Annotated in this window: 14 protein-coding genes; 13 read left to right on the top strand and 1 reads right to left on the bottom strand. The window is 68.8% G+C overall.

Translation table 11 applies throughout. From position 1 onward, the window contains the following. Position 1 precedes the first annotated feature (1 nt). From gmk to ACZ46K_RS19820, 5 genes are all read left to right on the top strand, one after another. A complete protein-coding gene (gene gmk / locus ACZ46K_RS19840) occupies positions 2–613 on the top strand; it encodes a guanylate kinase (RefSeq protein WP_464744326.1) in 612 nt (203 codons plus the stop codon). Positions 614–735: 122 nt separating this feature from the next. Beyond that, positions 736–1,008: a DNA-directed RNA polymerase subunit omega gene (gene rpoZ, locus ACZ46K_RS19835; protein ID WP_464749411.1), complete on the top strand. Its 273-nt coding sequence runs from the start codon at positions 736–738 to the stop codon at positions 1,006–1,008. Continuing rightward, entirely contained in the window at positions 1,005–2,276 is a 1,272-nt protein-coding gene (coaBC, locus tag ACZ46K_RS19830) for a bifunctional phosphopantothenoylcysteine decarboxylase/phosphopantothenate--cysteine ligase CoaBC (protein WP_464744324.1), read from the top strand. Before rpoZ ends, coaBC begins: the two co-directional genes overlap by 4 nt. Before the next feature lie 161 nt (positions 2,277–2,437). Then, positions 2,438–3,652: a methionine adenosyltransferase gene (gene metK, locus ACZ46K_RS19825; protein ID WP_464744322.1), complete on the top strand. Its 1,215-nt coding sequence runs from the start codon at positions 2,438–2,440 to the stop codon at positions 3,650–3,652. A gap of 17 nt (positions 3,653–3,669) precedes the next feature. Then, positions 3,670–5,688, top strand: a complete 2,019-nt coding sequence (locus ACZ46K_RS19820) for a primosomal protein N' (protein ID WP_464749410.1) — start codon at positions 3,670–3,672, stop codon at positions 5,686–5,688. A gap of 6 nt (positions 5,689–5,694) precedes the next feature. Here ACZ46K_RS19820 and ACZ46K_RS19815 read toward each other — a convergent pair whose 3' ends face one another. Further along, positions 5,695–6,114 carry an NUDIX hydrolase gene (locus tag ACZ46K_RS19815; RefSeq protein WP_464744320.1) on the bottom strand — a complete coding sequence of 140 codons (420 nt, stop codon included), beginning with the start codon at positions 6,112–6,114 and terminating at the stop codon, positions 5,695–5,697. Between the two features lie 144 nt (positions 6,115–6,258). Here ACZ46K_RS19815 and ACZ46K_RS19810 point away from each other — a divergent pair, with 144 nt between their 5' ends. From ACZ46K_RS19810 to ACZ46K_RS19775, 8 genes are all read left to right on the top strand, one after another. Continuing rightward, positions 6,259–7,221, top strand: a complete 963-nt coding sequence (locus ACZ46K_RS19810) for an esterase/lipase family protein (protein ID WP_464744318.1) — start codon at positions 6,259–6,261, stop codon at positions 7,219–7,221. Between the two features lie 153 nt (positions 7,222–7,374). After that, positions 7,375–8,298 (top strand): methionyl-tRNA formyltransferase, encoded by a 924-nt coding sequence (gene fmt, locus ACZ46K_RS19805; protein ID WP_464744316.1) that lies wholly within the window; start codon positions 7,375–7,377, stop codon positions 8,296–8,298. Next, positions 8,295–9,731 (top strand): RsmB/NOP family class I SAM-dependent RNA methyltransferase, encoded by a 1,437-nt coding sequence (locus tag ACZ46K_RS19800; RefSeq protein ID WP_464744314.1) that lies wholly within the window; start codon positions 8,295–8,297, stop codon positions 9,729–9,731. The genes fmt and ACZ46K_RS19800 overlap by 4 nt, the downstream gene beginning before the upstream one ends. 360 nt (positions 9,732–10,091) lie before the next feature. Further along, positions 10,092–10,256, top strand: coding sequence for a hypothetical protein (locus ACZ46K_RS19795; protein ID WP_464744312.1), 165 nt, complete (start codon positions 10,092–10,094; stop codon positions 10,254–10,256). Between the two features lie 274 nt (positions 10,257–10,530). After that, positions 10,531–10,980 (top strand): hypothetical protein, encoded by a 450-nt coding sequence (locus ACZ46K_RS19790; RefSeq protein ID WP_464744310.1) that lies wholly within the window; start codon positions 10,531–10,533, stop codon positions 10,978–10,980. Continuing rightward, a complete protein-coding gene (locus ACZ46K_RS19785; protein ID WP_464744308.1) occupies positions 10,949–12,544 on the top strand; it encodes a sensor histidine kinase in 1,596 nt (531 codons plus the stop codon). Before ACZ46K_RS19790 ends, ACZ46K_RS19785 begins: the two co-directional genes overlap by 32 nt. Further along, complete coding sequence (locus ACZ46K_RS19780) at positions 12,541–13,200, top strand: response regulator transcription factor (RefSeq protein WP_054811079.1); 660 nt, start codon at positions 12,541–12,543, stop codon at positions 13,198–13,200. Before ACZ46K_RS19785 ends, ACZ46K_RS19780 begins: the two co-directional genes overlap by 4 nt. After that, positions 13,197–14,702, top strand: a complete 1,506-nt coding sequence (locus ACZ46K_RS19775; protein ID WP_464744306.1) for an SLC13 family permease — start codon at positions 13,197–13,199, stop codon at positions 14,700–14,702. Before ACZ46K_RS19780 ends, ACZ46K_RS19775 begins: the two co-directional genes overlap by 4 nt. Positions 14,703–14,728 lie beyond the last annotated feature (26 nt).

The raw sequence follows: 14,728 nt of genomic DNA, 5'->3' as shown, positions 1-14,728 counted from the left end.
AGTGGTAGCTGACGCACAACCCGTGTCGGACAGCGCGCCCGAGACGCGAAGGGGCCGGCTGGTCGTTCTGGCCGGCCCCTCCGCCGTCGGGAAGTCGACTGTCGTGCGCGTCCTGCGCACCTTGGTTCCCGACCTGCTGTTCAGCGTGTCGGCGACGACCCGCGACCCGCGACCCGGTGAAGTCGAGGGACACGACTACTACTTCGTCACCCGGGATACCTTCGATCGCATGATCGAAGGCGGCGATCTGCTCGAATGGGCGGACATCCACGGTGGCCTGCAACGATCAGGAACCCCGGCGGCTCCCGTCGAGGAAGCGCTCGCGTCCGGTCGGCCGGTGCTCGTCGAGGTCGACCTCGCCGGAGCCCGCGCTGTCCGCGCCGCGATGCCCGAGGCCACACTCGCGTTCCTCGCACCGCCCAGCTGGGAGGTGCTCGTCGAGCGACTGACCGGTCGTGGCACCGAATCCGAGGACGTGGTGGCCCGCCGGCTCGAGACCGCGCGCACCGAACTCGCCGCGAAGGACGAGTTCGACATTGTGATCGTCAACGACGATGTCGACCGCGCTTGCGCAGAGTTGGTATCCTTGTTGGTTGGACCCCACGCCACCTAGCCGATGTTCACGACCGACCCGTCGGTCGAGGGCGGTCGGGGCGCGCGTCCGCCACAGTTTTTCAATCCCGCCAATACTCAGGAGAACACCGAGTGAGCAGCATTCAGGCAGCCGCGACCGACATGGCGGGCAACGCCCTCCCGGTCTACGACACCCCGCTGGGTATCACCAACCCGCCGATCGACGAGCTGCTCGAGCGTGCGTCCTCGAAGTACGCGCTGGTGATCTATGCGGCCAAGCGTGCCCGCCAGATCAACGACTACTACAACCAGCTCGGCGACGGCATTCTCGAATACGTCGGCCCCCTGGTCGAGCCGGGCCTGCAGGAGAAGCCGCTGTCGATCGCGATGCGCGAGATCCACTCGGATCTGCTCGAGCACACCGAAGGCGAGTGAACGCTCCGGCTGTCGACGGCGCCCCGGACTCCGGGCGCCGTCGCGTCGTCGTCGGGGTTGCCGGTGGCATCGCCGCCTACAAGTCCTGTGCCCTGATTCGTGCACTCACCGAGTCCGGACACCAGGTTCGTGTCGTGCCGACCGAATCCGCTCTGGAATTCGTCGGGCGCGCGACCTTCGAAGCACTCTCGGGGAACCCGGTACACACGGGTGTGTTCACCGATGTGCCGCAGGTGCCGCACGTGCGGCTCGGTCAGGAGGCCGACCTGGTCGTGATCGCCCCCGCGACCGCCGACCTGATGGCGCGCGCCGCGTCGGGCCGTGCCGACGATCTGCTGACCGCGACATTGCTCACCGCGCGTTGTCCGGTGATGTTCGTGCCCGCGATGCACACCGAGATGTGGGAACATCCCGCCACGGTCGAGAACGTCGCCACCCTGCGCCGCCGCGGCAACATCGTCGTCGAGCCCGCGTCGGGACGCCTGACCGGCAAGGACACCGGGGCCGGGCGCCTGCCCGAACCGGATGAGATCTTCGCGCTCGCCTCGCTGCTGCTCGAGCGTGCCGATGCGCTGCCCCGCGATCTCGCCGGACGTCGCCTGGTGATCTCCGCCGGTGGCACCCGTGAACCGCTCGACCCGGTCCGTTTTCTCGGCAATCGCAGCTCCGGCAAGCAGGGCTACGCGCTCGCTCGTCTCGCCGCGCAGCGCGGCGCCGACGTCACCCTGGTGGCCGGGGCGGTCGCCGGACTCGACGATCCCGCCGCCGTCGACGTGGTGCGGGTCCAGACCGCCCAGCAGATGGGCGACGCCGTCGCCAAACACGCCGTCGGTGCCGATGCCGTCATCATGTCGGCCGCGGTCGCCGATTTCCGCCCTACGGCCTTCGCCACCAGCAAGATCAAGAAAGGCGCGGGGGTGCCGGACTCGATCGCACTGACCAAGAACGACGACATCCTCGCCGGCCTGGTGAATTCCCGCAACGGCGGCGCCCTGTCGGCAGAGACGGTCATCGTCGGGTTCGCCGCAGAGACCGGTGACGAGCAGGGTGACGTCCTCACCTACGCCCGTGCGAAGCTCGCCCGGAAGGGGTGCGATCTGCTGGTGGTCAACGCGGTCGGCGAAGGCAAGGCCTTCGAAGTCGACCACAACGACGGATGGCTGCTCGCGGCAGACGGTTCGGAGACCGCGCTCGCGCACGGATCCAAGGCTCTGATGGCCAGTCGCGTGCTCGACGCGTTGCGCCCGCTGCTTCCCCCGTCCAGTTGATCGGGACTCACTCGGTACTTGTGCTCGAGTGATTTTCAGCACTCGCGCCGACGCGCCGGGAGCAGTAGCGTCGGCACATGGTCGGATGTGTTCCGATCGGCAGCGTTCGTGTTCCACCAGGTACGGTTCAGCGCTACATCCAACAGTCGAGAGGGAGTTCTGTGAGCAAGACCGGCGGTCGGCTTTTCACCAGTGAGTCCGTGACAGAAGGACACCCGGACAAGATCTGTGACGCGATCAGCGACTCCGTCCTCGACGCGCTGCTCACCGAGGACCCCCGCTCGCGCGTGGCGGTGGAAACCCTCGTCACCACCGGACAGGTCCACGTCGTCGGTGAGGTCACCACCTCCGCCTACGCGGACATCCCCAAGATCGTGCGCGATCGTGTCCTCGAAATCGGATACGACTCGTCGTCGAAAGGCTTCGATGGCAACTCGTGTGGGGTCAACGTCGCGATCGGCGCGCAGTCGCCGGAGATCGCCGGCGGCGTCGATGTCTCCCACGAGGCGCGCACCGGCACACTGACCGATGACGAGGTGGCGCTTCAAGGCGCCGGCGATCAGGGCCTGATGTTCGGCTATGCCTGCTCGGACACCCCGGAACTGATGCCACTACCGATCTCCCTGTCGCACCGGCTCGCACGCCGGCTCACCGAGGTCCGCAAGACCGGTGTGCTGCCGTACCTGCGGCCCGACGGTAAGACCCAGGTCACCATCGAGTACGACGGCGACACCCCCGTTCGCCTCGACACCATCGTCATCTCGACGCAGCACGCCGCGGACATCGACCTGAACAACCTGCTCGCACCCGACCTGCGCACCCATGTCGTCGATGCCGTGCTGGCCGACCCGAACCTCGCGCAGCTCGACACCTCCGACATCCGATTGCTGGTCAATCCGTCGGGGTCGTTCATCCTCGGCGGTCCCATGGGTGACGCCGGACTGACCGGCCGCAAGATCATCGTCGACACCTACGGCGGCATGGCCCGCCACGGTGGCGGCGCATTCTCCGGCAAGGACCCGTCGAAGGTCGACCGGTCGGCCGCATACGCCATGCGGTGGGTCGCGAAGAACGCCGTCGCCGCAGGACTGGCCGACCGCATCGAGGTGCAGGTCGCCTACGCCATCGGCAAGGCCGCGCCCGTGGGCCTGTTCGTGGAGACCTTCGGCACCGAGAAGACAGATCCCGCGCAGATCCAGCAGGCTATCGGCGAGGTGTTCGATCTGCGTCCCGGCGCGATCATCCGCGACCTCGACCTGCTGCGCCCCATCTACGCGCAGACCGCCGCGTACGGCCACTTCGGCCGCACCGACATCTCCCTGCCGTGGGAGAGCACCGACCGCGCCGAGAAGCTCCGCGCGGCTGCCGGTCTGTAACCCGGCGACGGGCAATGGTGGCCGAGCCGCGCCGCGCTGCCGAGACCGACCCGGTCGCGCGGATACTTCCGCTGCTTCCGCTGCCGCATCTCGACCGCGAATTCGACTACCTGATCCCGCACGACCTCGACGCGGACGCCCGACCGGGCGTCCGCGTCCGTGTGCGGTTCGCAGGTCGCCTCGTCGACGGATTCCTCCTGGCCCGAGTCGCCACGAGTGACCATCCAGGCAAACTGGGCTGGCTCGACCGTGTGGTGTCTGCGGAGGTGGTCCTCACCGAGGAGATCGTCGAACTCGCCGACGAGGTCGCCACCCGCTACGCCGGGACCCGCGCTGATGTCCTGCGGCTCGCGGTGCCGCCGCGACACGCCCGCGTCGAAGCCGAAGACTCCCGCGTCACCGAGGTGCCACCGGCACCCGAGATCGATCACGCCGCATGGGCCCGTTACCGACACGGCGCAAACTTCCTGGAAGCACTCGGCGCCGGTCGCGCTGCCCGCGCCGCGTGGCAGGTACTCCCTGGGGACGACTGGCCGCGTCGACTCGCCGAACTCGCTGCGGTCGTCTCGTCCACCGACCGCGCCGCAGTCCTCGTCGTACCCGATCAGCGCGATCTCGACCGGGTCCTGGCGGCATGCATCGAAGTGGCGGGCGCCGACCACGTGGTCGGTCTCACGGCCGGGCTCGGCCCCGCCGAACGGTACCGACGTTGGCTCGCCGCGCTGCGCGGCTCGGCCCGCATCGTCGTGGGAACCCGCGCCGCGGTGTTCGCACCTACACCGCGCCTCGGACTGATCGTGATCTGGGACGACGGCGACGACCTGCACTGCGAACCACGCTCGCCCTATCCTCACGCCCGGGAGGTGGCAGCGCTACGCGCCCACGCGACCAGTGCGTCGGTGGTCGTCGCCGGGCACGCGCGCACCGCGGAAACCCAGGCGCTAGTCGAGGCCGGGTGGGCACACGATCTCGTCCCGGCCCGTGAGGTGCTGCGCGCATGGGCACCGAAGGTCACCGCGCTCGCCGATAGTGACCAGGCCTTGGCCCGTGATCCCGCGGCCCGCGCCGCCCGGATCCCCGCGATCGCCTTCGCGGCAGCCCGTTCCGCGCTCAGTGCCGGGCACGGTGTGCTGGTGCAGGTACCGCGCCGCGGATACGTCCCCGCCCTGGCCTGCGGTAAGTGCCGAGCACCCGCCCGGTGTCGCCGCTGCAACGGGCCCCTTGCCCTGCCGTCTGCGGGCGGACCCGACGGTGCGGCGGTGCCGGCCTGCCGCTGGTGCGGAGTCGCCGACGCCACCCATCGATGTCATGCCTGCGGTGCCCGATCGTTGCGTGCCGTCGTGGTCGGGGCGGGTCGCACCGCAGAGGAACTCGGCCGCGCGTTTCCCGGTGTGCCGGTGGTGACCTCGGGAGGCTCGGATGTGAAAGCCGTCGCACCCGAAGGTGCGGCGCTGGTCGTCTCCACCGTCGGCGCGGAACCTGTCGCGCCCGGCGGATACGGCGCCGCGCTGCTGCTGGACGGATGGGCGCTGCTCGGCCGCGCCGACCTGCGGGCCACGGAGGAGACGATGCGCAGGTGGCTCACCGCGTCGGCGCTGGTGCGGTCGTTCTCGGATGGCGGTCAGGTCGTCGTGGTCGCGGATTCCGGGATCCCGACCGTGCAGGCGCTGGTGCGCTGGGATCCGGTCGGGCATGCCCGCAACGAAGTCGCCGAGCGCGCCGAGGTCGGTTTCCCACCCGCCGTGCACATGACCGCGATCGACGGGGGAGCGACGGCGGTGGCAGAACTGATCGAGGCCACACATCTGCCCGACGGTGCGGAGGTGCTGGGACCGGTTCCGTTACCGCCCGGTCAGCGGCTGCCGTTCAGCGCCGACGATCCGGAACCCGACGAGGTGCACCGCATGCTCATCCGGGTCGCCCGCAACCGTGGACGGGAACTCGGCCTGGCGTTGCGACAGGCGCAGGCGACCCGCACCGCACGCCGAGCGAACGGGCCGCTGCGCGTCCAGATGGACCCGCCGAAGATCGGCTGACGGGGGTCAGTGCCCGCGCAGATCGTCCCTCAGCGCGGGAAGCATCTGTGCGGTCAGTGGCGCGATGTCGTCCGGGATGTCGTCGAGGCCGAGGTCGAGCCAGCGCACCTCGTCGATTTCGGCGGCCGGCCCCCCGATCGGCACCGTCGGATGTTCGAACACGGTGGCCTCGACTTCGAAACCGGCTTCGTTGGCGGCCGCGGCCCGGAACACTCCGAGCGGTCGCAGGGCGGCGGGGTCGAGACGCACGCCGAGTTCCTCGTCGAGCTCACGGATCAACGTCTCGGCGGCCGTCTCACCCGGTTCGGGCTTTCCGCCGGGAAACATGAAGCGATCGGTTCCGCGCTTGCGGACGGTCAACACCGACGAGCCCTCCGCATTACGCAACACGACTGCACTGACGGTGATCACTCCGGTCGTTGCCACCCCGACATGCTAGCCGCGCGGCGCGGGTGACCTACCTCTCTCCCTGTGGAATCTCCTGTCGGCGAGACAGGTCCACTGTTCCAGGTCACAATTGTGTCGGGTCGGGTTCAGAGGAAGGAAGGCGCTGTGCGGACACATCGGACGGTGGGTGCAGCAGTTGTGGGTGCGCTGTGCAGCCTCGCGCTCGTCGCAGGTCCAGCGGGTGCCCAACCTGCAGGAAGCTCCACTGCGTTCGTGCCCTCGACCCCCGGTCCGGTAGTTCACACTCACGCAGAGGCCGCCGAGTACGCCGACAATCACCGGGGTGCAGCGCCGGCCGGCTCCAATGACTTCAGCTGCCGGCCGTCGAGCGAACATCCCAAGCCGGTGATCCTGGCGCACGGCACCGATTCCAACAGTTACTCGGACTTCGCTGCCCTCGCCCCATTGCTCGCGGAGTCCGGTTGGTGCGTGTTCGTCCTGAACTACGGCCTCGCCGCGGGCGACGAGGAGTACGGCACCGGAGACATCCGTGTCAGCGCCGCCCAGCTCGGCGGATTCGTCGACACCGTCCGCGCGGCCACCGGCGCCGACGAGGTCGACCTCCTCGGCTACTCGCAGGGCGCCACTGTCGCCCGTTATTACATCAACGAACTCGGCGGCGCCGACGTCGTCGACCGCTGGGTAGGTGTCGCGTCGCCGAGCTACGGAGGAACCTTCTACGGTCTCGGTGCCGCTGCCGCGCTGATACCCGGAGCGGTGGAGATCGCAGAGGAGTCGTTCTCCGAAGCGCTCGTCCAGCAACTCGAGGGCTCGGAGCTGCTCGCCGAGGTCAACACCCCCACCGATACGGTGCCCGGAGTGCGGTACACGACGATCGGCACGAATGTCGACGAGGTGATCCAGCCCCCCGGCAATGTCGCACTGCACAGCAGTGGCGCACTGAACTACGTGATCCAGGAGCTGTGCCCGCCGAACCTGACCGGGCATTTCAACATGGTCTACGACCCGTTCTCGCTGTCCCTGATGCGGCATGCTCTGGATCCGGACCGCTACGGTCTCGGCGAGTGCGTTCCCGTGGCGTTGGGCACCGGAATCCCCGAGATGATCATCCAGAGCAACTTCTGAGTTGCCGACAGTCGGCTGCCTCCGATCCGCCACCCGTCGACTCCCTAGACTGTGGGAATCATCGTCGTCGAGATTCGGGAGCAGTATTCGTGACACGTCCGGACGGACCCCGCCCCACCGCACCACCTCGAGTCGAAGCGGTGGTCGGCTGACATGCGCGTCGTATTCGCGGGCACACCCGTACCCGCTGTCCCGTCGCTTCGCCGACTGATCGAGTCCGACCGGCACGAGGTCGTGGCGGTGGTGACCCGCCCCGACACCACCGCAGGCCGCGGGCGCAAAGCCGTACGGTCGGCCGTGGGCCGGCTCGCCGACGAGCACGGCATCGAGGTGCTCACCCCACGCTCGCCGCGCGACCCAGAGTTCGTGACCCGCCTGACCGAGTTGGCACCCGACTGCTGCCCGGTCGTCGCGTACGGCGCGTTGATCCCGCAGGACGTCCTCGACATACCCGCCCACGGATGGGTCAACCTGCACTTCTCGCTGCTCCCGGCGTGGCGCGGCGCCGCACCGGTACAGGCCGCACTCGCCGCAGGAGACGAGATCACCGGCGCGAGCACGTTCCGGCTCGAATCCGGTCTCGACACAGGCCCCGTCTACGGGGTGGTCACCGAGACCATCCGCTCCACGGACACCGCCGGTGACCTCCTCGATCGCCTCGCAGACGCCGGCGCTGTCCTCCTCGAGTCGACCCTCGACGGCATCGCCGACGGCATCCTCGGTCCTGTACCCCAACCCACCGACGGTGTCTCACTGGCGCCGAAGATCACCGTCGATGCGGCCCGTGTCACCTGGACTCTTCCTTCGCACGTCGTGGACAGGCACATCCGTGCGGTCACCCCAGCGCCCGGCGCGTGGACGATGATCGGCGACCTGCGCGTGAAGATCGGACCGGTCGCTGCGACGGACGAGACCCTCGAACCGGGTGAGATCCTCGCGCGCAAGGACGGTCTGTTCATCGGGACGGCGACCACCGCGGTCCGGCTCGGGACTGTTCAGCCACCCGGTAAGAAGGCGATGGCCGCCGCAGATTGGGCGCGCGGCGCCCGCCTCGACGAGAAGGTGCGTGCACAGTGACCGAATCCCGTAGGCCCGCTCGGCGACCCGGTACGGGTACCGGAGATCGCAACGCGAAGCCGCGTCAGGCGCGTCGACCGTCGCAGTCCGCGATGGACCCGGCGCGCACGGCAGCCCGCGACGTGCTCCGCGCGGTCCGTGAGCGCGACGCCTACGCAAACCTGGTGTTGCCCGCCCTGCTGCGCGAACGAAAACTCGATTCTCGCGATGCGGCGCTCGCCACGGAACTGACCTACGGCGCCGCCCGCGCGCAGGGCCTACTCGACGCCGTCATCGAATCGGCGGCGCAGCGTCCGGTCGACGAGATCGACGGTGCGCTGCTCGACGTGTTGCGTCTGGGTACCTACCAACTGCTGCGTACTCGAGTCGCGCACCATGCCGCCGTTGCTACCAGTGTGGATCTGGTGCGCACCGAATTCGGCCAGGGCCGCGCGGGATTCGTCAACGCAGTGCTGCGGAGGGTGGGGGAGCAGACCGAGGACCAGTGGATCGAGCGACTCGCGCCGGACGCCGACCGTGATCCCGTCGGGCATCTCGCGTTCAGGTACGCGCACCCGGTGTGGATCGCCCAGGCCTTCGCGCACGCGCTCGGCGCGGACGCCGGTGAACTCGCCGAGGTGCTCGCCGCCGACGATGCCCGACCAATCGTGCATCTCGTTGCGCGCCCCGGAATCATCACCGCAGAGGAACTGGCCCTCATCACCGGCGGGGAACAAGGACAGTGGTCGCCGTACGCAGTGCACCTCGATCACGGTGATCCCGGACGGCTCGAACCCGTCCGCGAGGGCATGGCAGCCGTGCAGGACGAGGGCAGCCAACTCGTCGCACGGGCCTTGACCCTCGCACCGGTCACCGGCGACGACGGCGGGCGCTGGCTCGACCTGTGCGCCGGCCCGGGTGGCAAGGCGGCGCTGCTCGGTGCGCTCGCCGACCTCGACGGATTCACAGTGGACGCCGTCGAACCGATCGAACACCGCGCAGAACTGGTCCGCAAGACCACCCGCGGCATGCCGGTCACCGTGCATGTGGCCGACGGACGCGATCCCGGGCTCGACCCCGGCTACGACCGTATTCTCGTCGACGCACCCTGCACCGGGCTCGGTGCACTGCGTCGCCGGCCCGAGTCGCGGTGGCGCCGCCAGCCCGGCGACGTCGCCGACCTGGTGCGCCTGCAGAAGCAGCTCCTCACGTCCGCGATCGAAATGCTGCGGCCCGGCGGCGTCGTACTGTATTCGACGTGCTCGCCGCACGTCTCGGAGACGGTGGCGATCGTTGCCGATGCGGTGCGCCGCCACGGTGTCGAAGAACTCGACACACGGGAACTCGTGCCCGGGGTGCCGGAGCTCGGTGAGGGGCCGGGTGTACAGCTGTGGCCGCACCGGCACGGAACCGATGCGATGTTCATGGCGGCGCTGCGCAAGCCGGCGGAGTAACGACACCGCACTCGGGGGTGCGGGCCGCTACTAGGGGTCGACGCCGGGCACGACCACGCCCGATTCGCCGACACCCACTCGGGTCAGGACGTCGCGTTCCCGGTCGGGTGAGCGGGTCGGGCAGTTCCGGTTTCACTGCGCGATCCGGTTGTGCCGTGAGGTAATCCATCACCTTCGTGGCAATGGTCGGGGACAACAACGAGTCCCCGGCTGCGACCGTCCGGATTGCGGTGCGGAGGCCACCGTATCGATCGGTGCGGCCAGATCTTCCGGCGCGACCGTGAAGTCGGTGGTCACCTCGATCCCAGAGGTGCGTGCGCGGTCGACCGGTCACCGGTCGTTCCGATCCTGCTGACCGTCGTGATCTCCGCCGTCTGGATCGCAGTGGTCGGCCTAGGGCGCATCCACCCGATCGCAATCGTCCCCATGCTCGTGGTCAACGCACTGTGGGGACTCGTCACGGGATGCGTCGCTTACCTCGTCACGGGCGCCCGCACCGGCCGTGACGTATCCCACCGGAATTGACCGACCCGTGCGCAGGGTGGGCGTCGGAGTGGTCGGTGGTCTGCTGTCGGCGATCATCGCGGTGGACCTTTTGGCCGGGAGTCCGGTCGGGGATGCCGTGGCGGTCTTGATGCCATTGTGCAGATTGCTGGGTGCCCTTGTCGCGCTCGGACTCGACAACCGGGACCAGCGCGCCTCGAGGCCGCAGCGTCCGAACGAGCTGCACCGCCGAAGATGAAGACTCCCTCATTTTCGTTTCACGAACTGTTCACCACAGCGATAGAACATAGTTGCCATGGCAGTCGCGAAGCGGATATCCGCACTGGTGGCCCTCCTGGTGATCCCCGCCGGCCTCGCATGGGCCGGCCAGCTGCTCGGCGGCCACGCCGGATCCCCGGACGTGGGAAATGCATCGATCACCGTGTCCGTCGATCCACGCAGCCCCGGCGACGCTGACTACGTTCCCGGTACGCACTCGTCGTCACCCGGTCCCGGCAGCGTCGGGGAGCCCATCGCGCCGGGTCCCGACGTAGTACCCCCCGCCCCGGTTCCCACGGTGGAGCCCGTCACGCCGCCGGCGGCGAACACGGCGCCCCCTGCATCTCCGCAGATCTCCGATGTGCAACGTCAGCCGCTTCCCGCTCCTGCGACGCAGTGGGATGACGACTGGGACGATGACGATGACGACGACTGGGACGATGACGGCTGGGACGATGACGACGACTGGGACGACGATGACGAGTGACGAGGAGAGGCAACCGCGAGGATCCGCGCTCCCGGCCCGCTGGCGCATCCTCACGTGGATTCTCCTCACCACCGCCGTCGCACTGGTGTCGGTCGTCGTGACGACCCGTGCGCTGCTGCTCAACGATGTCGACCACGACGCGAACGCCGACATCACGCAAGAGATCGACGAGTTCCGCGCGTTCGCGGCCGTCGGTGTCGACCCGACCACCGCTGCACCGTTCACTTCCGTCGACCGGATGCTCGAGGTGTACCTGAACCGGCAGCACACCTCGGAAGGTGAGGTGATCGTCGGGGTCGTCGGTGGTGACCTGTTGTTCGACCGGCGTATCGCACTCGATCGACCCGACCTGCCGCCTGGCCTGACCGAGGACGGAAAGCTCTTCGACCAGATGCTCGGCACACCCACCAACTCGGGCGTCATCGACGTCGAGGGAGGCCGGGTCCGGTGGGCCCGCTCCGACGTCACCTCGGGTAACAACGACGGCGCGCTGATCGTCGCGGTGTTCACCGCCGAACAACGAGCGCAGGTCGGCGAGACCATCCGCACCATCGCGCTCGTCGCGGTCGGTGGGCTCGGACTCACCGCAGTAATCGGCTGGCTCGTCGCCGGCCAGATCCTCGCCCCGATCAGGCAGGTGCGCGAGGTCGCCGCAGCGATCGGGGAGAAGGATCTCATCAGCCGGGTACCTGTCCACGGGCGCGACGACATCGCCGCGCTCGCCGAGACCTTCAACTCGATGCTCGATCGCCTCGAACAAGCCCACGACACCCAGCAACGGTTCGTCGACGACGCCGGACACGAGCTGCGCACGCCGATCACCGTGATCCGCGGGCACCTCGAGGTAATGGAGCTCGACCGGACCGTCGATGCCACCACCCGCGCCGCGACCCTTCGCCTCGTCGAGGACGAACTCGATCGCATGGCCCGCATCGTCAGTGACCTGTTGGTGCTTGCCAAGGCCGAACGCCCCGACTTCGTGACGTGCCGCGAGGTCGACGTGACCGACCTGACACTCGACATCGAAGCCAAGGCACAGATGCTCGGCACCCGCGACTGGCAGCTCATGGAAGTGGCGGAGGGGGTCGCCGACATCGACAGCCAGCGTGTCACCCAGGCTGCGTTGCAGCTCGCCACCAACGCCGTCTCTCACACTCACGTCGGCGATGTGATCCAGTTCGGATCCGCATTCGTCGACGACGACGGCCGGCGTCTGTTCCGTGTGTGGGTACGAGACACCGGCCCCGGCGTGGCACCGGAGGACACGAGCCGCATATTCGAGCGTTTCCGGCGCGGCAACCCTGCACCCGCAGACGTGGGCGGACCCGCACCCGAACGCGGCGGTGCGGGACTCGGATTGGCGATCGTGCGTGCTATCACCGACGCCCACCACGGTTCGGTGTGGGTCGACAGCATCCCGGGAGAGGGCGCCACTTTCGGCGTCGATCTCCCCGCACACGACCCCGATCTCCGGCTCCGCGCCACCGACCACCGCGAACAAGCCGATCCGGAACCCCACGACGCCGAATCCGCACCCGATTCCCGAAAGACCGTAACCTCGTGAGCCGCATCCTGATCGCCGAAGACGACACGCGCATCGTTGCCTTCCTGGAGAAGGGACTGCGCGCCGCCGGCTACACCATCACCCATGCAGGTGATGGGGACACGGCGCTGCTGCTGGCCCGCAGTGACGCGTTCGACCTCGTCATCCTCGATATCGGGCTGCCCAAGATGGACGGGTTCACCGTGCTCGACCGGCTCCGGGGCGAAGGGGTCCGGACTCCCGTCATCGTGCTCACCGCCCGCGACAGCGTCACCGATACCGTTGCCGGACTCGAGGGCGGCGCCAACGACTACGTGAGCAAGCCGTTCCAGTTCGCCGAACTCCTCGCCCGGATCCGGCTCCGCATCGGCGACGCCGGCGCGACCGACCCGACGTCGATGCTGGGCGACGGCGATCTTGCACTGGACCTGCGGACCCGCCGCGTCGAGGTCGGCGGTGCCACCGTCGACCTCACCAGCCGCGAATTCTCGCTCCTCGAGGTGTTCCTGCGGCATCGCGGGCAGGTGCTCTCCCGCGAACAGATCCTCGGGCACGTGTGGGGCTACGACTTCGACCCGGCCTCCAACGTCGTCGACGTGTACGTGCGGGCGTTGCGCAACAAGATCGGCGGCGACCGCGTCGAGACGATTCGCGGAGCGGGATACCGGCTGCGATGACCTATTACGCCACCACACCGCCGCGCGTCCCGACGTCCCCGCCGGCGCCAGCTCCGCGCGTCCGACGTCGTCCGGGACCCGGCCGTCTCGCTGCCCTCCTCGTCCTCATCGTGATGTGCGCCGGCATCGTGCATCTCGCACGCACCGATGTCGCTCTCAGCGCGGACGCGGCCGTCACCCTGATCGTGTTCGTGATTGCGGTGTGGTTGTGGATCTTCACCCGCGTCGACGACACCTATGTGGCGCTCGGCGCTGCCGCCTCCCTCACCGTCGTGGGAGTCACCCACGCCGACGCGCTCTTCGCCACGCTCGGCGACGACATCGTCTGGCTGCTGCTGTCGGCGTTCGTCATCGCCGCCGGCGTTGCCTCCTCGGGCCTCGCCACCCGCGGCGCCGCGTTTCTCCTCACGGGCGCCCGCACCCCACGTGCCTTGATCCACCTGGTGACCGCGGCGCTCGTGGTGACCGCGTTCGCAGTGCCGTCGACATCGGGGCGCGCGGCGATTGCGTTGCCGGTCTTCGTCGCGATCGCCACCGTCCTGGCGGACCGTCCCCGGCTGGTGCGAGGCCTGGCGCTGCTGTTCCCGACCGTGATCCTGCTGTCGGCCGTGGCATCGCTGCTCGGTGCCGGCGCACACCTGATCACCAGCCAGATCGTCACCACCGCCATCGGTAGCGGATTCGATTTCGCGACGTGGATGCTGCTGGGACTGCCACTCGCGATCGTGTCGTCGCACGCTGCGGCGGAACTGGTGCTGTGGATGTTCACCGACGCCGACGACCGTCGCCGGCACCTTTCGATCACCGCCGAGGACGTCGGCGCGCAATCCTCGACCCCGGTGACCGGTCCACTGACCGTCGCCGAGTCCCGGTCGGCGCTGTTGCTCGCCGTCGTGACCGTGCTGTGGTGCACCGAACCGCTGCACGGCATCCATCCCGCTGTGGTGGCGCTGCTCGGTGCGCTCGTCGCGACGTCGCCGCGCTACGGATCCGTGAAGCTCGGAGCCGCGCTGAAGACCGTGCCGTGGACACTGTTGCTGTTCATGGCCGCGACCCTGTCGATCGGCACCGCGCTCACGACCAGCGGCGCCGCGGACTGGCTCGCAACCACCGCGTTCGGTCCGCTCACCTCACGCGGCGCGGCGGCGGGACCGCTGTTCATCGTGGTCGTCGTCGTGATCTCGACCGCCGCGCACCTGGTGATCCAGTCGCGTTCGGCACGGTCTGCGGTGCTCATCCCCGTGGTCGTGGCGCTCGCACCCACCGTCGGCGTCGATCCGCTCGCGGCAGCATTCCTCTCGACCGCCGCAGCCGGCTTCTGTCATACATTGCCCAGTTCCGCGAAACCGGTGACGCTGTTCTCGTCGGTGCCGGACGTTCCCACCTACACGAGCAAGGACCTGCTGCGGTTGTCCGCGGTGCTCGGCCCGCTCAGCGCGGCCCTGGTGCTTCTGTTCGCCTGGTTCGTGTGGCCGCTGCTCGGCATGCCGCTGTTCCCATGATTCCACCCGTGGTCACCCACTGAATT

Source organism: Rhodococcus sp. JCM 9793 (assembly GCF_055380405.1).
This window is presented reverse-complemented; position numbering and strand designations above follow the sequence as displayed.